The 17715-nt window shown below is 63.4% G+C and carries 17 protein-coding genes and 1 tRNA gene; 6 read left to right on the top strand and 12 right to left on the bottom strand.

All coding sequences use genetic code 11. The annotated features are described in order from the left end of the window. Positions 1-7: 7 nt before the first annotated feature. Genes FQ668_RS11835 through FQ668_RS11815 form a run of 5 tightly spaced genes read right to left on the bottom strand, consistent with a single transcriptional unit; the run spans position 8 to position 2978 of the window. Positions 8-784 (bottom strand): molecular chaperone, encoded by a 777-nt coding sequence (locus FQ668_RS11835; protein WP_014591641.1) that lies wholly within the window; start codon positions 782-784, stop codon positions 8-10. Between the two features lie 40 nt (positions 785-824). Next, on the bottom strand, positions 825-1328 hold the full coding sequence (locus tag FQ668_RS11830) for a spore coat U domain-containing protein (RefSeq protein WP_014591642.1): 504 nt from the start codon (positions 1326-1328) through the stop codon (positions 825-827). Between the two features lie 3 nt (positions 1329-1331). Beyond that, on the bottom strand, positions 1332-1865 hold the full coding sequence (locus tag FQ668_RS11825; protein WP_014591643.1) for a spore coat U domain-containing protein: 534 nt from the start codon (positions 1863-1865) through the stop codon (positions 1332-1334). Positions 1866-1883: 18 nt separating this feature from the next. Continuing rightward, positions 1884-2420 carry a spore coat U domain-containing protein gene (locus FQ668_RS11820; protein ID WP_019437444.1) on the bottom strand — a complete coding sequence of 179 codons (537 nt, stop codon included), beginning with the start codon at positions 2418-2420 and terminating at the stop codon, positions 1884-1886. Between the two features lie 30 nt (positions 2421-2450). Next, a complete protein-coding gene (locus FQ668_RS11815) occupies positions 2451-2978 on the bottom strand; it encodes a spore coat U domain-containing protein (RefSeq protein WP_019437443.1) in 528 nt (175 codons plus the stop codon). Between the two features lie 267 nt (positions 2979-3245). Between FQ668_RS11815 and FQ668_RS11810 the strand changes: the two genes are divergently transcribed. From FQ668_RS11810 to FQ668_RS11800, 3 genes are read left to right on the top strand one after another with little or no spacing between them, the layout of a single operon-like run. Continuing rightward, positions 3246-5492, top strand: a complete 2247-nt coding sequence (locus FQ668_RS11810) for an ATP-binding protein (RefSeq protein ID WP_014591645.1) — start codon at positions 3246-3248, stop codon at positions 5490-5492. A 15-nt stretch (positions 5493-5507) separates the two neighbouring features. Beyond that, positions 5508-5969, top strand: a complete 462-nt coding sequence (locus tag FQ668_RS11805) for a response regulator (protein WP_003250360.1) — start codon at positions 5508-5510, stop codon at positions 5967-5969. Between the two features lie 13 nt (positions 5970-5982). Next, complete coding sequence (locus FQ668_RS11800) at positions 5983-8370, top strand: response regulator (RefSeq protein WP_014591646.1); 2388 nt, start codon at positions 5983-5985, stop codon at positions 8368-8370. A 125-nt stretch (positions 8371-8495) separates the two neighbouring features. Here the strand turns inward: FQ668_RS11800 and FQ668_RS11795 are convergent. Next, positions 8496-8570, bottom strand: a tRNA-Gln gene (locus FQ668_RS11795). A gap of 259 nt (positions 8571-8829) precedes the next feature. Between FQ668_RS11795 and FQ668_RS11790 the strand changes: the two genes are divergently transcribed. Next, positions 8830-9072, top strand: coding sequence for a hypothetical protein (locus FQ668_RS11790; RefSeq protein ID WP_012271609.1), 243 nt, complete (start codon positions 8830-8832; stop codon positions 9070-9072). A gap of 132 nt (positions 9073-9204) precedes the next feature. Next, a complete protein-coding gene (gene zapE / locus FQ668_RS11785) occupies positions 9205-10275 on the top strand; it encodes a cell division protein ZapE (protein WP_014591647.1) in 1071 nt (356 codons plus the stop codon). A 230-nt stretch (positions 10276-10505) separates the two neighbouring features. Here the strand turns inward: zapE and FQ668_RS11775 are convergent, their stop codons facing one another. After that, complete coding sequence (locus FQ668_RS11775) at positions 10506-12395, bottom strand: propionyl-CoA synthetase (RefSeq protein ID WP_019437442.1); 1890 nt, start codon at positions 12393-12395, stop codon at positions 10506-10508. A gap of 180 nt (positions 12396-12575) precedes the next feature. On the opposite strand from FQ668_RS11775, the gene FQ668_RS11770 reads away from it, so the two are divergent. Then, positions 12576-13442 carry a LysR family transcriptional regulator gene (locus FQ668_RS11770; protein ID WP_010953310.1) on the top strand — a complete coding sequence of 289 codons (867 nt, stop codon included), beginning with the start codon at positions 12576-12578 and terminating at the stop codon, positions 13440-13442. Here FQ668_RS11770 and FQ668_RS11765 read toward each other — a convergent pair. The 5 genes from FQ668_RS11765 to FQ668_RS11745 form a co-directional block, all read right to left on the bottom strand. Then, the gene (locus FQ668_RS11765) at positions 13416-14570 is read right to left on the bottom strand and encodes an HPP family protein (RefSeq protein ID WP_014591649.1); all 1155 of its coding nucleotides are present in this window, start codon (positions 14568-14570) and stop codon (positions 13416-13418) included. The two genes, FQ668_RS11770 and FQ668_RS11765, sit on opposite strands and share 27 nt — an antisense overlap. Before the next feature lie 319 nt (positions 14571-14889). Next, complete coding sequence (locus FQ668_RS11760; RefSeq protein ID WP_019437441.1) at positions 14890-16209, bottom strand: sensor histidine kinase; 1320 nt, start codon at positions 16207-16209, stop codon at positions 14890-14892. Further along, on the bottom strand, positions 16206-16874 hold the full coding sequence (locus FQ668_RS11755) for a response regulator transcription factor (RefSeq protein ID WP_014591651.1): 669 nt from the start codon (positions 16872-16874) through the stop codon (positions 16206-16208). Before FQ668_RS11755 ends, FQ668_RS11760 begins: the two co-directional genes overlap by 4 nt. Then, positions 16875-17189, bottom strand: a complete 315-nt coding sequence (locus tag FQ668_RS11750) for a PepSY domain-containing protein (protein WP_003250344.1) — start codon at positions 17187-17189, stop codon at positions 16875-16877. Beyond that, positions 17189-17497, bottom strand: coding sequence for a PepSY domain-containing protein (locus FQ668_RS11745; RefSeq protein ID WP_010953306.1), 309 nt, complete (start codon positions 17495-17497; stop codon positions 17189-17191). Before FQ668_RS11745 ends, FQ668_RS11750 begins: the two co-directional genes overlap by 1 nt. Between the last annotated feature and the right edge of the window lie 218 nt (positions 17498-17715).

Below are 17715 nucleotides of genomic sequence, written 5' to 3'. Positions count from 1 at the left end.
CGTTGGCTCATTGGCCTTGGCGGATGGCGTCCGCCGAGCGCTGACCATTGACCCTGCCCTTGAGCACGCTGCCGTTGCCGGATGCGACGGGAGCCGGCCAGCGCATGCTTGCCCCCGGCAGCACATAACCCAGCAGGCCTTCAGCCAGTGGCTTGCTCTGGCTGCCTTGCTGCACGACCACATCGGTCAGCCGCGCATGTACCGGGCCCGTGTTACGCAGTTCAATATAGGGCTTGCCCTGCACCGTCACCGGGCGCCAGCTGAGCTGCGGCTTGCCCACGCCCTCGGCATTGCGTCTGCCTTCAGGGTCGGCCTTGCCCCACAGCCCTTCGCCATAGACGAACAGCGGCACCGAATAGCGCATCTGCAATCGAATGGCCGCCGTCGCGCCGGGCTCGGCCTTGTCGACCGCAATGGCGGGCGGAATCTCGTCGATGATGATGCGGTAGGCCTGCTCCTGGCCGGCCGGTGAAGGGCCGGTACGGGTCAGGCGGATCAGTTGCTTCTGCCCGGGTGCAATGTTGGCGACCGGCGGGCTGCCGATAATCTCGCGCTGCGCCTGGAACTGCTCCTGGTAATCACCCTGGCGCCAGGCGAATACCCGCACCTGCAGGTTTGCCGGCGCAGTGCCACGGTTTTCCAGCCACAACGCACCTGCCTTCTGGTCGGCCTCCAGCACCGGGTCGATCGGCCAGATCAGCACCGAAGTGGCCGCCCAGGCCGGCAGGCTTGCCAGCGACAATAAACCTGTCAATCCACGCGTCCACTTCGCGCCTGCCCGCATGCAGCTCTCCTTAGACACTTGTCATGGGTGGCGCTGGCCGTTACCAGGTCACCGTCACTTGCACCACATCGGTGTAGGTCCCTGCCGGCTGCGTGCCGGTCAGCTGAACCCGTCCGTACACCGGTAACTTGATCGCCGTCGGGTCGGAATAGCTCACCGCCACGCTCTGGCCGATCCCCAAGGCCTGGCTATAGGCGGCGTCCCGGTACAACTGGTAGGCCAGCATTTGCGTGCCACTGGTGCGCTTCAGGTTGCGTGTGCCACTGGCACTGTTTTGCCCGCCGTCCAGGCTCATACTCATGGCCACGCCCGGCGTGCACTGGAACGTCACGGTAGAACCACCCAGCGATGTGCTGAGCAGCCCCGTGGACAGCGCCGACTGCGAGCCATAATCGAGCGTGCCATAGCTGGTGACACCCCCCACCACCAGGCACCCGGCGACAACCTGCGCCGTCACCGTGAAGGTACTGGTGGTCACTGCCCCCAACGGAGCGGCCAACAACATGCTGACGCCAGTCAGGCCTCCTGCCAGCCAGCCGCGCATGGGTCAGAACGACAGCTCGACCGAGATCGTGTCGCTGTAGACCCCTGCGGGCAGGCCCGCCTTGCCGACGGCCTTGCCATAAAGGTTGACCGTCTGAGCGGCGCCGGTACTGGTCGGCAGGGTGATGGTGTCGTCGACCGCCAGCAACGCCGTACGCCCCGCGTCGGTATAGAGGTCATACGGCACAAAGTTGCCAGAACCATCAGCGAGCGCACGGGTGCCACCGCTCGACTGGCCATCATGCAGGCCTGCACTCACTTTGATCACAGGCACCGTACCTGCAGAGCACAGGATGCTCATGGCGCCTCCCCCGCCTCCCAGCACCTGGGCATCGGCGGTGACGAACAAGGCATCCTCGGTACCGAAGTCCAGGGCACCGAAGTCAAGCCCCGACGTGCCCGACGTGCCATTGACCTGGCACGCCGCAGTCAGCGTCAGGGTCGAGCTGATACTCCCCGTCACCGTGGCCGCCTGGGCCTGGGAAGCCAACGCCAGGCCCAGGCCTGCGAGGAAGCAATATGAAAGGTTCGTTCGCATCGGAGTCTCCTTGCGTGGTTACCAGTCCAGGGTCACTCTGAGGGTGTCGCGGTAAAGCCCGGCCGGCAGCGCCCGCGGTTGCGCCACTACCACACCGTAGATGGGAATCGGCACTTGCTGGCTGCTGCGAATGGTGAAGGCCCGCGCCTGGCCGACGCCGTAGCGGCTGTTACCGCCTGGGTCGACCGCCAGCTGATAAGGAATCAGTTCACGGCCGTTGCTCAGGCGGCGAATGCCATCGTCGCCATTGAGACCACCATTGATACGCACGTTGAAGGCCTGAACCTCAGGCGTGCAACTGATTTGCAGGCTACCCTGACCGCCCACTTCGTCCACCTGGCTGCGCAACGGCTGATCCCAGTTCGGACCGCGCTCGCCAAAGTCCAGTACGCCTGGGTCACCCAGCACAGCCGGTTGCGTCTCGTTGCTGCTGATCTGGCAAGACGCGCTGATGACCAGCCGCGCCTGTATGAAGCCGGTGGTGCTGCCATGCACCGCACCGCCGGGGACCAGTAGCGGGCCAAGGGTGAGCAACAGGATCGAAGTGCGGCTCATGGCATGGCGTCCTTGTGCATGGTGGCGTCCCTACCAGGTGACGGTGACTTTCAGCAGGTCGGCATAAACCCCTGCATCCGGCACCCAGGCCAATTTGTCGATACGTGCGTACAACGGCAATTCAACCGAACCGCTGCCCGGTACACGCGCCGATTGGGCTACCCCCACTGCCAGCGGCTCACGCCAGGCAGCGTCACGGTACAAGCGGTAAGGAATGGGCCGCGCCAGGCGATCATCGCTCGCCAGGTAGCGGAGTTCGCCAACACCACCATGCTGGCCACCATCGACGCGCACCTGATAGGGCGTATCCGGGTTGCACTCCAGGCGCGGCGGGCGCTGGCTCAGCAGCACACCACTCAAGGGCGCGCCAGGGCCATCCAGGCGCGCCGTAGCACCCAGGTCGATCCTTCCCAGGGCCTGGGCTCCCGCATCGCGGGTCTGGTTGACCAGCATGCAGCCACGCTGCACCAGTACCCGCACCTCCACGAGAAAATCCGCAGCCACGGTAGTGCCGCTGAACAACAGGCCAAACAGCGGGGCCAGCATGCGCTCCGTCACCTTGTTATCCTTATCGAAACGTCTTGAACTGAGCGTAGCAGTGAGGCGGCGCAGCCGATGTGGCATAAAGCCATTTTTTTGTATTAGCGACAAAGCGATACCGTGGCATCAAAAAAAGCCTGTACCACACAGAACCCGTGGCCACCCCGTGCCTCCAATGGCCAGGAGCCGGTAAATTCACCGGGATTCTGTTAGGGTGAATCGTATTCGTCCCGCGCCAGACACCTGTGCCGTACACGGACGGACATGACAGGAGCTTTTTCAATCATGACTGCAGACAACTCACTGGCAGACGCCATGGAGCGCTGTGCCCAAGAACCGATTCAGGTTCCGGGCAGCATCCAGCCTCACGGCTTTCTGCTGGTGCTGGATGCCACCGACCTGTGCGTGCTGCAGGCCAGTGAAAATGTCGAGCACTGGTTGGGCTTGCCAGCCCGCGAACTGATCGGTTGCCACTTCGCCGACCTGGTTCACGAGGGCTTTGACCTGCACGCGCACCTCACACGGCTTCCCGAAGACGAAGTCTTCCCCTTCCACATTGGCGACGTGCACTTGCGCCAGGGCAACCCCGTCAGTGCCCTGCTGCACATGCTGGTCCATTGCCACGATCAGGTACTGATTGCCGAGTTCGAACCACCCCGCCTGCCAGCAGACCTGGTCGGGCAAGGCGACTACTACCCGTTGGTGCGCAGCTTTGTCGCCAGTCTGCAACTGGCCGGCAGTATCGAAGACCTGCTGCAACAAGCGGTGCTGCAGCTCAAGCGCATCACCGGCTTTGGGCGGGTCAAGGCGTACCGTTTCGATGCCGAAGGCAATGGCCAGGTGCTGGCCGAGGTAGCCGACCCGGGCTACCCCAGCTACGCAGGCCTGTGTTTCCCGGCTGCAGACATCCCGCGCCAGGCGCGCGAGCTTTACCGGGTCAACCGTATCCGCGTGATCGAAGATGCCAACTATCAGCCCTCGCCACTGCTGCCCGCAACCAACCCGCGCACTGGCAAGGCGCTGGACATGAGTTTTGCTGTACTGCGCAGCGTGTCACCTGTGCACCTGCAGTACATGCGCAACATGGGCACGCTGGCCTCGATGTCGCTGTCGATCGTGGTCGACGGCGAGCTGTGGGGGCTGATTTCCTGCCACCATCAGCAGCCACGCCCGGTGGACCTGCGCACCCGCACGGCCTGCGAGCTGTTGGCCAGCGTACTGTCGTTGCAGATAGAGTCCCGCGAGTCCCATGCCAGTACGCGCAAGCTGTTGGCGCTGCGCCAGCACATCGTACGCATGATCTCGTCCATGGCCGACCACGACAGCGTCAGTGACGGTTTGCGCGACCTGCCTCACGTGCTGCTGGCCTTCGCCGACGCCCAGGGCGCGGCAGTGATCTCGGCCGAGCGCTGTGACCTGATCGGCCAGACCCCGCCTGAGGCCCAGGTGACGGCGCTGGTACACTGGCTAAGCCAACGTGACGAAGACAAGGTGTTCCATAGCGACAACCTGCGCCGCGACATCACTGAGCTGCCCGAGCTGGCAAACCATGCTGGCGGGGTGCTGGCGGTGGCCATCTCGCAGATCCACTCGCACTACCTGCTGTGGTTCCGCCCCGAGCAGATACGCACGGTCAACTGGGCCGGCCAGCCGACCAAGCAGGTCGGGCCACAGGGCAACCTCGACCCGCGGAACAGTTTTGAACGCTGGCAGGAAGAACTGCGCGGCTATTGTCAGGCGTGGGACCCACTGGTGATCGAGGGCGTGATGGAGCTGCGCGCCGCGGTACTGGGCATTGTCCTGCGCAAGGCCGAAGAGCTGGCACAACTGGCTGGCGAATTGCGCCGTTCCAACAAGGAGCTCGAAGCGTTTTCCTACAGTGTTTCCCACGACCTGCGCGCCCCGCTGCGGCACATCGCCGGCTATACCGAACTGCTTGGCGAGATCGAAGGCCAAGGCTTGAGCGAACGCGGCAAACGCTTCCTCCAGCATATTGGTGAGGCGGCGCACTTTGCCGGCAGCCTGGTCGACAACCTGCTCAACTTCTCGCAGATGGGCCGCTCGGCCTTGCGCCTGTCCGACGTCGACCTCAACGCCCTGGTCGAGGCCATTCGCAGCGAGCTAGCCCCCGATTACGAAGGCCGCGCAATCGTTTGGGACATCGCCCCGCTGCCCAAGGTGATCGGCGACCCGGCATTCATCAACATGGCCTTGCACAACCTGATAGCCAATGCCATCAAGTACACTCGCGGCCGTACGCCTGCTCGCATCGAGATCAGTGCCGTACAGCACCCTGACGAAACCGAGGTCTGCATCCGCGACAATGGCGTGGGCTTCGACATGGCCTACGCCAACAAGCTGTTCGGCGTCTTCCAGCGCCTGCACCGCATGGAAGATTTCGAAGGCACCGGCATTGGCCTGGCGAGCGTACGCCGCATCATCGAGCGCCATGACGGTCGAGTCTGGGCCACTGGCCAGGTCGACCAGGGCGCCAGCTTCCACTTCACCCTACCCCGAAACACTGCTACCTGAGGCATCGCTACCATCATGCTCAAGCCCATTCTGCTGGTCGAAGACAATCCCCGAGACCTGGAGCTGACCCTGCTGGCCCTGGAGCGCAGCCAGTTGGCCAACGAGGTCATCGTGCTGCGTGACGGCGCTGATGCGCTCGACTACTTGCTGCGCCGCAACGCCTATGCCGAGCGCGATGACGGCAACCCTGCCGTGCTGTTACTCGACCTGAAACTGCCCAAGGTCGACGGCCTGGAAGTGCTCAAGGAAGTGCGCGCCACTGCCGAACTGCGCAGCATCCCCACCGTGATGCTCACCTCTTCGCGCGAAGAGCCCGACCTGTTGCGTGCCTACGAGCTGGGGGTAAACGCTTATGTGGTCAAACCCGTGGAGTTCAAGGAATTCGTCACCGCCATCTCCGACCTCGGGGTATTCTGGGCAGTGCTAAACGAACCGCCACCCGGCTCACTGCGACTGAACCGTCGCGGTAGCAACTGAGGCCGCCGCAACGATGCAGCAAACGCCGTTGAAACTACTGATGGTCGAAGACAGCTCGATGGACGCTGAGCTTACCCTGATGCGCCTGGAGCGCAGCGGGCTGCATGTGCAGTCGCAGCTGGTGTTCGACCATGCGGGTGTCGAACATGCCCTGCGCCAGGCCTGCTACGACCTGATCTTGTGTGACTGCGTGCTACCAGGCTCGTCCGGCACCGAAGTGCTGGCCATCGCCCAACGCCTGGCACCCGACATCCCGTTCATATTCCTGTCCGGCATTTATGGCGAAGAGCACGCGGTGGAAATGATCCGCCTGGGCGCGACCGACTATGTGCTGAAGAAGAACCTGCCACTGCTGCCCAAAGCCGTGCGCCGGGCCCTCAGCGAAGTACAGGAACGCCAGCGCCGTCGCCGCGCCGAAGAGGCCTTGGCGGACGTCGAAGCACGTGCTCGCATCGCCATCGACGCCGCCGGCATGGGCACCTGGGACCTGCGCCCGCAAGAGGGCCTGTTGCTGTGGGATGACCGCTGCAAGACCTTGTTCGGCCTGCCCACCAGCACCGAAATGAGCCTTGAAGTGTTCTACGCCGGCATCTACCCCGACGACCTGCCACTGGTGCGCGAGGCGGTGGAACATGCCATGCGCCCGGAAAGTGACGGTCATTACCGCGTGGAGTTTCGGATCGCGCAACCCAATGGCCTGGAGCCCCGCTGGTTGCTGAGCAGCGGCCAAAGCCAGTTCGTCGATGATCAGTGCGTTCGCTTCTCAGGCGTACTGCAGGACATCCACGCGCAACGCCAGGCCACCCAGGCGCTGCGTCAGCTGAACGAGATGCTTGGCGAGCGGGTCGAGCGCCGTACCCGCGAACGCGATCGTGCCTGGGAGCTGTCGCAGGATTTGCTGGCCGTGCTGAACAAAGACCTGACCCCGGTCGCACTGAACCCCGCCTGGGAAGCCAGCCTGGGCTTCTCACGCGAACGCCTGAGCCAGTCGTCCTTGCTGCACCTGCTGCCTGAGCAGGACCAGGAACAGTTACTCACCGAACTGGCCGCCCTCGCCCACGGCCGCACCAGCGCACGCTTTGTCGGTCGCATCCTGCATGCCGGCGGCCAACAGCGCTGGCTGTCGTGGGTGGTGGTGCCGGAGGACACCTTGCTGTACGTGGTGGCACGCGACATCACCAGCGAGCGCGAAGCCGCCCTGAGCCTGGCAGACGCCAACGCGCGGCTGCGCGAACAGATCAACGAGCGCGAGCGCATCGAGGCCGCTCTGCAGCAGATGCAGCGGCTGGAAGCGGTTGGGCAACTAACGGCTGGCGTGGCGCATGACTTCAATAACCTGCTGACGGTGATACTCACCGGTGCCAGCTTTCTGGAGCGCGATCTGGCCAAGGCCGACCTGGACAAGGCCCGCACTCGCCTCACCCATATCCGCGAAGCGGGCGAGCGTGGTGCCAAGCTGACCTCGCAGTTGCTGGCCTTCTCCCGCCGCCAGCGTCTGGAGCCGGTGCCGCTGAACCTCAACCGTACCCTGGCCGGTCTGGAAGAGCTGCTGCGCCGCACGCTGGGTGGCAACGTCTCGGTACGTCTGGACCTTGACCTGGCCCTGTGGCAGGCACTGACCGACCCCACCCAGACCGAGATGATCATCCTCAACCTTGCGATCAATGCCCGCGATGCCATGCCCGACGGCGGCCAGCTGACCCTGACAACGCGCAACACCCATATCGACAAGCGCCCGCAACGCCCGGAAGACCCGGACCCGGGCGAGTACGTGATGCTGAGCATCCGCGATACGGGTTGCGGCATGAGCGAAGAGGTGCTGGCCAAGGTATTCGAGCCTTTCTTTACCACCAAGGACATTGGCAAAGGTTCGGGCCTGGGCTTGGCCCAGGTGTTCGGCTTTGCCAAGCAGTCCGGTGGCGGCGTGCGCATCGACACCACACTCGGTCGCGGTACCGAGGTGGCGGTATACCTGCCGGCGGTAAAAGAGGAGATGGTGAACGAACCCGTAGCAGCAGTGCTCAGTCAGTCAATCAGCGAAAGCGGCCATAACCGCACGGTGCTGCTGGTGGACGACGACCACCTGGTGCGCGACATGCTTGGCGATGTGTTACGCCAATACGGCTACCAGGTGCGCCAGGCGCACAGCGGCGAGCAGGCATTGGCATTGCTGGATGACGACATTGACCTGCTGCTGACTGATTTCGCCATGCCCGAGTTCAATGGTGCTCAACTGGCGCTGGCTGCCCGCGAACGGTACCCCCGCCTGCCGGTGGTGTTTCTTACCGGTTATGCGGAGTTGCAGGGGCTGGACCTGCCGGGCAGCCTGGTGATCCAGAAGCCGGTGCAGGCTGATGAACTGGCCAGGGCGCTGAACGAAATGCTGGGGATTTCCGGGTAACCCGGTAAGGCACGCCCCGCGCTCAGGAGGTGCGGAGGCGCGCAAAATCACAAAAACGCGAAAACGCGAAAACCCAGCGCTCATCTTTCCTGGCACCGGGTTAAATACGTTTGAATTTTGAAAAATGGCAGGGGCGGCTGGATTCGAACCAACGCATGGCAGGATCAAAACCTGCTGCCTTACCGCTTGGCGACGCCCCTGTATCGGATGCAGCGTTTGCTGCTCTGACAATTCCAACTGAGTGACAACCGGGTTGTTGTCTTGGAATGCGCGGCACTTTAACAACAAACTTTCGGTCTGTGAACCCCCCTGATCAAAAAAATTGCCAAAAAACAGCGAGTTAGTCATTTGGGCGCTGGTGTGGCGACCGTCCGTCGGTTTCCGCCCGCCTCGCTTCAACACAATCGCATTCCACACTTCCAATCAGGTAAGCCCATTGCATTGACCAAGGAGGACCCCATGCCTGTCTCTCACGATCTCTACCAGGACCTGCACTACCCGCGCGAAATCGTCCAGCAGCGCCGCCAGCAGGACAAGGCGCTGGACCGCTTGCTGGACGAATATATGGACATCGACAACCAGGTGCTCGCTGCCGAATCGATATCGGCCGGTAACTTCGTCGACGAAGACCTGCGCCACCTCAAGGAACGTCGCCTGGCGGTGAAGTACATGATCGAACGCCAGCTGGAGCGAAAGGCATAGCCCGCACAGGCACAAGAGGCGGCCAGACCTATCGCAAGAAGTGATGATTGCCCGGCACTTTCTCTATTAGTCAAAATGGCCGCTCTCGGGCAAGCTGCAGGCTGCCCCGCCATCGCCCAAGGAGCGTTGCTTTTGTCTGCCTGGATCCCTACCCCGCTGCGCCAGCTTGGCCAACGCTTGCGCGGCACCGCCAATCAACAGAGCGAGCTGCTCGGCTGGTTCGAGGACAAGGCGCACAGCCGTGGTTATCAGCTGAGTGACGGTCAGCGGCGGGTAATCCACTGCATGGCCGAACAACTGACGCAGCTTGAACAAGGTCAACCGCGCAGTCTGTACCTGTACGGCTCGGTCGGCCGGGGTAAAAGCTGGCTGCTCGATGGCTTTTTCCAGGCCGTGCCGATAGCCGCCAAGCTGCGCCTGCATTTTCATGATTTCTTTGCACGCCTGCACCAGGGCATGCACCGCCACCGGGCGCTGGACGACGCGCTGGGCGCAACGCTGGACGAGCTGGTGGGTGGTTGCCAAGTGCTGTGCTTCGACGAATTCCACGTGCATGACATAGGCGATGCCATGCTGCTCACCCGGCTGTTCAACGCCTTGTTCGCCCGTGGCGTGTACCTGCTGGTGACCTCTAACTACGCGCCCGAAGGGCTGTTGCCCAACCCGCTGTATCACGAACGTTTTCTGCCGGTCATTCGCCTGATCAACAGCTCGATGCAAGTGCTCGAAGTCGGTGGCGACACGGATTTTCGCAGTTTGCCGGCCAACCGCGAGCATCAGCGTTTTACCCAGGGCCATTATGTCTGGCCGGGTGATGCGGCGCAGCGCCAGGCGCTGAATGTGCCGAGCGAACAACCGGTGATACTGGACGTGAACAAGCGCCCGCTGCGAGCGCTGGCCATCGATGGCCGGCGGGTGGTGCTTGGCTTTGACGATCTGTGCGAGAAGGCCACCGCGGTCATCGACTACCTGGTGCTGGCCAGGGAGTATGACGAGTGGGTCATCGATGGGCTGGATGACCTCTCGGCGTGTTCGCTGGCGGCTCAGCAGCGCTTCGTCAACCTGGTGGATGTGCTGTATGACCAGGATCGGCGGGTGATTGTCATAGGTAAACGTCCGCTGGAAGAGAGCCTGGGCGGCCCGCTGGCCGACCTGATGCGTACCCGCAGCCGGTTGGGGCAACTGCACCAGATTGCCCCCTGAGCCTGCAGTGCCTGAGCCGGCCCATTCGCGGGTGAACCCGCTCCTACGACCACCGATGCGTCTGTAGGAGCGGGTTTACCCGCGAGTACGGTAGCGGCCGCAACGGTGAACGGCGGGTGGTAATTGGCCAGCAGGCCCGGCCTCTTCGCGGGTGAACCCGCGCCTACGACGGCCTCTGCCGAGCCACCGATGCACGTCCCGCCCGCGAAGGGGCCATCGAGGTCAAACCATCAACCCGCCCTGGGCAAATCCGCCAGCACCGCTTCGATCTCACCCAGCACCGCAGGGTCATCCAGGGTCGAAGGCGGCACATAATCCTGCCCATCGGCAATCTTGCGCAGCACCGCCCGCAGAATCTTGCCGGAACGGGTCTTGGGCAGGCGCTTCACCAGCCGGACCCGGTTGAAACAGGCCAGCGGGCCAATTTCCTCGCGCACACTGCCCACCAGCTCCACCAGCAACTGCGCCTCGGCAATGCCCTCGCCATCCTTGAGTACCACCAGCGCCAACGGTACCTGCCCCTTGATCTCGTCATGCACACCGATCACAGCACACTCCGCTACCGCCGGGTGGCGGGCGACCAGGTCTTCCATTTCACCGGTGGACAAACGATGACCGGAAACGTTGATCACATCATCGGTGCGCCCCATGATGTAGACGAAGCCATCATCGTCCAGATAGCCGCCGTCACCCGTGTGGTAGTACCCCGGATATGTGCACAGGTAGGCCTGCAGGTAGCGCTCGTGATCCCCCCACAGCGTCTGGCTGCAGCCGGGGGGCAGTGGCAGTGCAATCACGATCGAACCCTGATGGTTGGCCCCGAGCAAGTGGCCTTCGTCATCCAGTACGCGAACGTTGTAACCCGGCACCGCCCGGTTGCTCGACCCTGGCTTCGCCGCGCTGCCCTCCAGCCCGACGCAAGGCGCGGTGACCGGCCAGCCGGTCTCGGTCTGCCACCAGTGGTCGTGCACCGGCTTGCCACTCACCCGTTCCAGCCATTCATGGGTGCTGGAATCCAGCTTTTCCCCCGCCAGGAACAGTTGCCGCAGCGAGCTGAGGTCATGTTTGCGAATCAGGTCGCCCTCCGGGTCTTCCTTGCGGATGGCGCGCATGGCCGTAGGTGCACAGAACAGCGCGTTGACCTGGTACTGCTCCACCACCCGCCAATAGGCCGAAGCATCCGGGGTGCGGATTGGCTTGCCTTCGTAGAACACGGTGGTACAGCCGCTCATCAACGGCCCGTAGACGATCAGTGAGTGGCCGACCACCCAACCGACGTCGGAAATGCCCCACCACACATCGCCGGCCTGCATGCCATAGATATGGCGCATGGCGTAACAGAGCGCCACGGCATTGCCGCCGTTTTCCCGGACGATACCCTTGGGTTTACCGGTGGTGCCTGAGGTATACATGATATACAGCGGGTCGCCGGCATCCAGCTCGACGGGCGCAACCGGTTCGGCGCCGGCCAAGGCCGCCTGCCAGTCCAGGTCGCGGCCTGGCAGCAGTTCAGCGTGCGCCTGTGGCCGCTGCAGCACCAGCACATTGCGCGGCTGGTGCCGGGCCAGTTGCAGGGCACGGTCAACCAGCGGCTTGTATGCAATGACCCGGTCGAACTCCAGCCCGCACGATGCCGTCAGCAACAAGGTGGGCCGAGCGTCATCGATGCGCAGGGCCAACTCGTTGGCGGCAAAGCCACCGAACACGACCGAATGCACCGCGCCGATCCGCGCGCAGGCCAGCATCGCCATGGCCGCTTGCGGCACCATGGGCATGTAGATGATCACGCCATCGCCCTTGTTCACCCCCAACTGGCGCAGCAAACCGGCCAGGCGTGCTACCTCGTCGCGCAACTGGTTGTAGGTGTAGGTCTGCTGCACACCGGTCACGGGCGAATCGTAGATCAGCGCCAACTGCTCGCCCCGGCCCTGCTCGATCTGGTGATCGAGGGCCAGGTAACAGCTGTTGAGGCGGCCATCCGCGAACCAGCGGTGGGTACCGTCGGCGTTGTCTTGCAGGGTCAAGGCAGGCTTGCGGTGCCAGGCCAGGTCTGCGGCCTGTTCCGCCCAGAACGCGGCAGGGTCGGAAATGGAATGGGCGTAGCTGTGCTGGTAGCTCATGTCGTTAAAAACCCGGTACTTGTTGTTATTGAAGGGCGAAACCTGAGTATGGACCGCTCTACCCACGCCGCCATGGGACTAAAGTCACAACCGACCTGCAAATTTGCAGACAACGCAATAACGCCCCATAACAGTGCAAAGCCTCTAGAATAGGCCACCCCTTCAACCACCGAGCAGCACATGGACATCGAGCAGGCCCGTACCTTCCTGGAAATTGTGCGTTGCGGCAGCCTGGTCGCCGCGGCCGAACGCCTGTTCGTGTCACAAACCGCGATCACCGCGCGCGTGCAGCGCCTGGAACAGCAACTGGGTTGCCAGCTGTTCGTGCGTAGCCGCAGCGGCGCCAGCCTGACCAGCGATGGCGAAGCGTTCGTCAGTTATGCCAACCAGTTGGTGCAAACCTGGGAAGCCGCGCGCCGCGACCTGCCGTTGCCTGAAGGTTGCCAGCAGGTGCTGCATGTGGGCGGCGAGGTGAGCTTGGGCAACCCGATGATGCTCGACTGGGTAAGTGCCCTGCACCGTGAACTGCCCAGCCATGCCATCCGCAGCGAGGTCAGCGATGGAGAGTCGCTGCTGCGCAAGGTCGAGATGGGCTTGCTGGACGCCGCGCTGGTCTACCAGCCGACCTACGGTCCAGGCCTGCAGGTGGAGCAGTTGATGGAAGAGAAGCTGATTCGCGTGCGCCGGGTCGAGCGGCCCGAGCCGTACATCTACATCGACTGGGGCGAGGCCTTCCGCCGCCAGCATGATGCGGCCCTGCCCGACTGCGCGCGCCCGGCGCTAAGCTTCAACCTCGGCCCATTAGCCCTGCAGTTCATTCTCGACCAAGGTGGCAGTGGCTACTTCCGCACGCGGGTGGTGCAGGCCTATCTGGACAGCGGCGTGTTCGAGCGGGTACCTCAGGCTCCGGAGTTCACCTACCCGACCTTTCTGGTGTACCCGCGTAAACGTGACAGCGAAGCCCTGCAACAGGCCTTCGCGATCCTGCGCCGGCTGGTAGCTGCCGGCGCCAGCGACTGGTCACAACGCTGGGACCCGGTTATCTGAAGCCTCGGTCTTGCTGAGCAACTGACGCTTGAGGCCGGCAATCAGGTCGGTCTGGGTGATCACCCCCACCAGCTTGTCGCCATCAAGCACCGGCAAGCAGTGCAGGCCTTGTTCGCACAACAAGGGCAGCAGGCGTTCCAACGGGTGCTGGCTGCTGACACTGACAACCCGCCTGCTCATCACTTGCGCCATGCGCACCGCCTGGCGGCCGAACAGACCGCGCCAGCTGAAACGCCCACGCTGCATCGCCGGGCCAACCAGGTCGCTGAGGCTGACGATGCCCACAAGCTTGCCGTGCTGCAGGACAGGCAGGGTGTTCAGGTGATGGCTGGCGAGCATTTTCCAGGCCTGCTCCAGCGTGGCATCAGGCGTGACGAACTGCACATCGCGGGACATCACCGAGGCCGCGGTGATACCGCCAAGGCTGCGCTGCAGGGCGTGCTGCTCGGTGGCGAGGATGATGCGCTCCAGCTCGTCACGGGTGACGTCGACGAACTCGCCCAGCTCTTCCAGGGCCTGGTCCAGGTCTTCACTGCGGATGCCGACCCGCTCGCCGGGCAGTGGGTCATGGGTGTGGTGCAGGTCTTTGCGTGGCACCGCGCCTTTCGGGTAGCGCACACCCGTCAAACGGTTGTAGGCGATTGCCACTGTCACCAGGATCAGCGCATTGAGCAGCACCGGCTCCAGCAGGTGATCGCCCATGGCGGTCAACCCCGGGTCGGCCAGCACCGCGCTCACTGCCACACCGCCACCCGGCGGGTGCAGGCAGCGCAACAGGCACATGACCAGGATCGAGATGCCGAGTGCCGCAGCAGCCACCCACAGCTCGGGGCCGAAGCCTTCGCGCATGGCCAGCCCCACTGCACCCGCCAGGGCGTAGCTGCCCAACACCGGCCAAGGTTGGGCCAAGGGGCCGGAATGCACCGCAAACACCAGTACCGCCGAAGCAGCCAGCGGGCCGAGCAAGTGCAGGGCGATGTTCGGGCCATAGGCCATGCTGGTCAGCCAGCCCGCGAGGAAAAGGCCAAATAGCGCACCGATACCGGCACGCAACCATTCTTTTGGGGGGATGTTGAGAGGGGCCGGCAACAGCCGCTGCAGACGACTTTCGGAACGCGAGGCAGACATTTGGGCAATCGGGATCTTTGGTTTTTCTGTTCAAAAAGAAAGCCCAGCAGAGTTGGCCTGGGCCTCGTATTGCGCATGCAATACCACAAGGGGCTCCGTCCGTGGAGAGATGGAAACCACAGGGTTTCGTGGGAGGATTTTGCCGGGTGGGGGGAATTTGGGCTAATTCAAAAAACTGCGGCTGTACTGCAATTTTTTTGCAGTACTGATAGGGCCAAAGGACGCTGCGCGCCCTTTCGCGACACAAGGCCCCACAGGGGATTGCGTACCCCTGTAGGAGCGGCCTTGTGTCGCGATGGGCCGCACAGCGGCCCCGGCATCAACGAGCCTTGCGCGGCAGGTCGATGCTCACCCGCAACCCGCCCAGCGGGCTCTCCAGCAAGGCCAGGCGGCCGCCCCATGCGTCAACGATATCGCGCACGATGCCCAACCCCAGCCCATGCCCAGCCACCTGTTCGTCCAGCCGTGAACCTCGCTCCAGCACCTGCTGCCGCTGGTCTTGCGCAATACCCGGGCCATCGTCATCAACCCAGAGCCGGTAGCCCTCGGCGTTCGACGCGATACCCACGCGCACCTCGCTGTCAGCCCACTTGCAGGCGTTGTCCAGCAGATTACCCAACAGTTCCAGCACGTCCTCGCGGTCCCAGGGCAACAACAGCCCGGGCGACACATCACTTGCCAGCAGCAGGCCCTCGCCATGAATCATGCCCAAGGTCCCGAGCAACCCCGGCAGTTCGGCATCACAATCGAACTGCGCACCCGGCAGCGCATCCCCTGCCAGGCGCGCACGGTTCAGCTCGCGCGCCAGGCGTTCCTGAATCTGCTGCAACTGCTCGCGCATTTGCGCGCGCACCTCCGGCAGACCCTGCAGGCGTTCACTGGAAGCCAGGCTCAGCAGCACCGCCAGCGGCGTCTTCAGCGCATGGCCGAGGTTACCGAGGGCATTGCGTGAACGGCGCAGGCTGTCTTCGGTATGGCTGAGCAAGTGATTGATCTGCCCCACCAGCGGTACCAACTCGCTGGGCACCTCGGCATCCAGCTGCGAGCGCCGCCCCTGCTGCAGTTGGGCGATCTGCTGGCGCGCCCGCTCCAGCGGCCGCAGCGAGCGGGTAACCGTGATGCGCTGCAGCACCAGAATCAGGATCAGCGCCACCAGGCCCATGCCCAGGCCGATCTGCTGCAAGCGTCGGAAACCTTCGCGCACCGGTGAATAGTCCTGAGCCACACTGATCGAAATGTCCTGGCCCAGCCGCCGGTAGTCGGCACGCAGGGCCAGCAGCTGCTGGCCTTCGGGGCCGAGTTCATGGCTATCGGAAAGCCCGGGCGCTGCGGGCTTGGGCATGTCCAGGTCCCACAGCGAACGAGACCTCCAGGTACCTTGGTCGAAATCGATGCGGAAGTAGTAACCGGAAAACGGCCGCTGATAGGCAGCCGAGATACGCCGCTCATCCAGCTGTAGGCCCGAAGGCCCGCGCACCAATGCCACCAGAAGGTTCTCGCTTTCGTTGCGCAGGCCGTTTTCCAGATAACGCTGCAGGCCGGCCTCGAACAGCCACAAGGTCAGTTGCGCCAGCACCACGCCGACTACCACCAGTACCGCCACCAGGCCCAGGCTCAGGCGCGCCTGGATCGACTTCACTCGCCGCTCCCGGCATAGATGTAGCCTTGCCCGCGACGGGTTTCGATCACACTGCGGCCCAGCTTGCGGCGCAAATGGTTGACGTGGACCTCCAGCACGTTCGAGTCGCGCTCGGTTTCACCGTCGTAGAGGTGCTCGGCCAGGTGGCTTTTGGACAGGATCTGCTGCGGGTGCAGCATGAAGTAGCGCAGCAGGCGGAACTCGGCGGCAGTCAGTTGCACATCCACCCCGTCGCGGCTCACGCACTGACGGCTTTCGTCAAGGTGCAGGCCGGCTGCTTCCAGCTTCGGCTGATTGGCCAGGCCACGGGCGCGGCGCAGCAACGCCTGGATGCGCAGTTGCAGCTCTTCGGGGTGGAAGGGCTTGCTCAGGTAATCGTCAGCCCCTGCCTTCAGCCCTTCAATGCGCTCGGCCCAGGAGCCGCGGGCAGTGAGGATCAATACCGGTGTGGCCAGGCCGGCGGCGCGCCACTGGGCCAGCACGTCCAGGCCGGGCAAGCCAGGCAGGCCGAGGTCCAGGATGATCAGGTCGTAAGGCTCGCTTTGTCCCTGGTAAACCGCGTCACGGCCATCAGCCAGCCAGTCCACGGCATAGCCCTGGCGCTGCAGGCCGGTGGTCAGTTCATCGGCCAACGGTACGTTGTCCTCGACAAGCAACAGGCGCATTCAGTCATCTTCCTCGTCTTTGAGCAGGGCGCCGGTGCTGGCATCGAGCTTGATCTCGCGCACCACACCTTCAGTCGTCAGCAACTCGACTTCATATTCGTAGCGATCATCGTCTTCTTCCAGCTCGGCTTCCAGCAGACGCGCCCCGGGGTGACGCCCCAGGGCGGTCTCGAGCAGCTGTTCGAGCGGCAGGATGATGCCCTTCTGACGGAGCTTCAGGGCTTCATCCTGGTCCAGGTCGCGGGCAACAGCCAGGGAGCAGACGGCAAGCAGCGAGAGCGCCAGGTAACGTGCCGTCCGGGATACATGGATCATCAGCTGTCTCGTTCGTCCTTGAGCACCTCACCGGTCTTGGCATCCATGTCGACGTCCCATTCGACGTTCTGCGTATCACGCAGCTCGACCTTGTAGATGTAGCGGCCGTACTCGTCTTCAAGTTCCGAGTCAGTGACGGTGGCGCCTGGGTGCTTGGCCACGGCAGCGGCCTTGAGCTCGTCCAGCGACTTGATGGTCTTGGCGTTGACCAGTTTGACCACTTCGTCAGGCTGAACGTCCTTGGCGAAGGCGGCATTGGCGCCCAGGGCGAGGGCAGCGGCGGTGATCAGGGCAGTCATGGTTTTCATCGTTCTTCTCTCCTGAGAACTGTGCAAGTTGTCTACGGGGTTAAGATTAACCAGCGGTCCTTAATTCAACCTGAAAACAACTGGCGGCATGATAGCGCAGTTACGCCGCCAACCCGACTTGGCCTCGTGCAAGGTGCGGCCTTGCGCTGCGAAAGGGCCAATACAGGCACACACAGGTGTGTTATCTGTAACGGCTGCTTTGAGCCCAAGAGACCCGC

Origin of the sequence: Pseudomonas sp. Kh14 (genome assembly GCF_900291005.1) — a bacterium.
GTDB lineage: Bacteria > Pseudomonadota > Gammaproteobacteria > Pseudomonadales > Pseudomonadaceae > Aquipseudomonas > Aquipseudomonas alloputida.
The sequence above is the reverse complement of the archived record's forward strand: the minus strand, read 5'-3'. Positions and strand labels throughout refer to the sequence as shown.

Bases quoted from the DNA above. Each gene is read 5' to 3' on its own strand.
- FQ668_RS11835 (WP_014591641.1), bottom strand. From the start codon at position 784: ATGCGGGCAGGCGCGAAGTGGACGCGTGGATTGACAGGTTTATTGTCG.
- FQ668_RS11830 (WP_014591642.1), bottom strand. From the start codon at position 1,328: ATGCGCGGCTGGCTGGCAGGAGGCCTGACTGGCGTCAGCATGTTGTTG.
- FQ668_RS11825 (WP_014591643.1), bottom strand. From the start codon at position 1,865: ATGCGAACGAACCTTTCATATTGCTTCCTCGCAGGCCTGGGCCTGGCG.
- FQ668_RS11820 (WP_019437444.1), bottom strand. From the start codon at position 2,420: ATGAGCCGCACTTCGATCCTGTTGCTCACCCTTGGCCCGCTACTGGTC.
- FQ668_RS11810 (WP_014591645.1), top strand. From the start codon at position 3,246: ATGACTGCAGACAACTCACTGGCAGACGCCATGGAGCGCTGTGCCCAA.
- FQ668_RS11805 (WP_003250360.1), top strand. From the start codon at position 5,508: ATGCTCAAGCCCATTCTGCTGGTCGAAGACAATCCCCGAGACCTGGAG.
- FQ668_RS11800 (WP_014591646.1), top strand. From the start codon at position 5,983: ATGCAGCAAACGCCGTTGAAACTACTGATGGTCGAAGACAGCTCGATG.
- FQ668_RS11790 (WP_012271609.1), top strand. From the start codon at position 8,830: ATGCCTGTCTCTCACGATCTCTACCAGGACCTGCACTACCCGCGCGAA.
- FQ668_RS11775 (WP_019437442.1), bottom strand. From the start codon at position 12,395: ATGAGCTACCAGCACAGCTACGCCCATTCCATTTCCGACCCTGCCGCG.
- FQ668_RS11770 (WP_010953310.1), top strand. From the start codon at position 12,576: ATGGACATCGAGCAGGCCCGTACCTTCCTGGAAATTGTGCGTTGCGGC.
- FQ668_RS11765 (WP_014591649.1), bottom strand. From the start codon at position 14,570: ATGTCTGCCTCGCGTTCCGAAAGTCGTCTGCAGCGGCTGTTGCCGGCC.
- FQ668_RS11755 (WP_014591651.1), bottom strand. From the start codon at position 16,874: ATGCGCCTGTTGCTTGTCGAGGACAACGTACCGTTGGCCGATGAACTG.
- FQ668_RS11750 (WP_003250344.1), bottom strand. From the start codon at position 17,189: ATGATCCATGTATCCCGGACGGCACGTTACCTGGCGCTCTCGCTGCTT.
- FQ668_RS11745 (WP_010953306.1), bottom strand. From the start codon at position 17,497: ATGAAAACCATGACTGCCCTGATCACCGCCGCTGCCCTCGCCCTGGGC.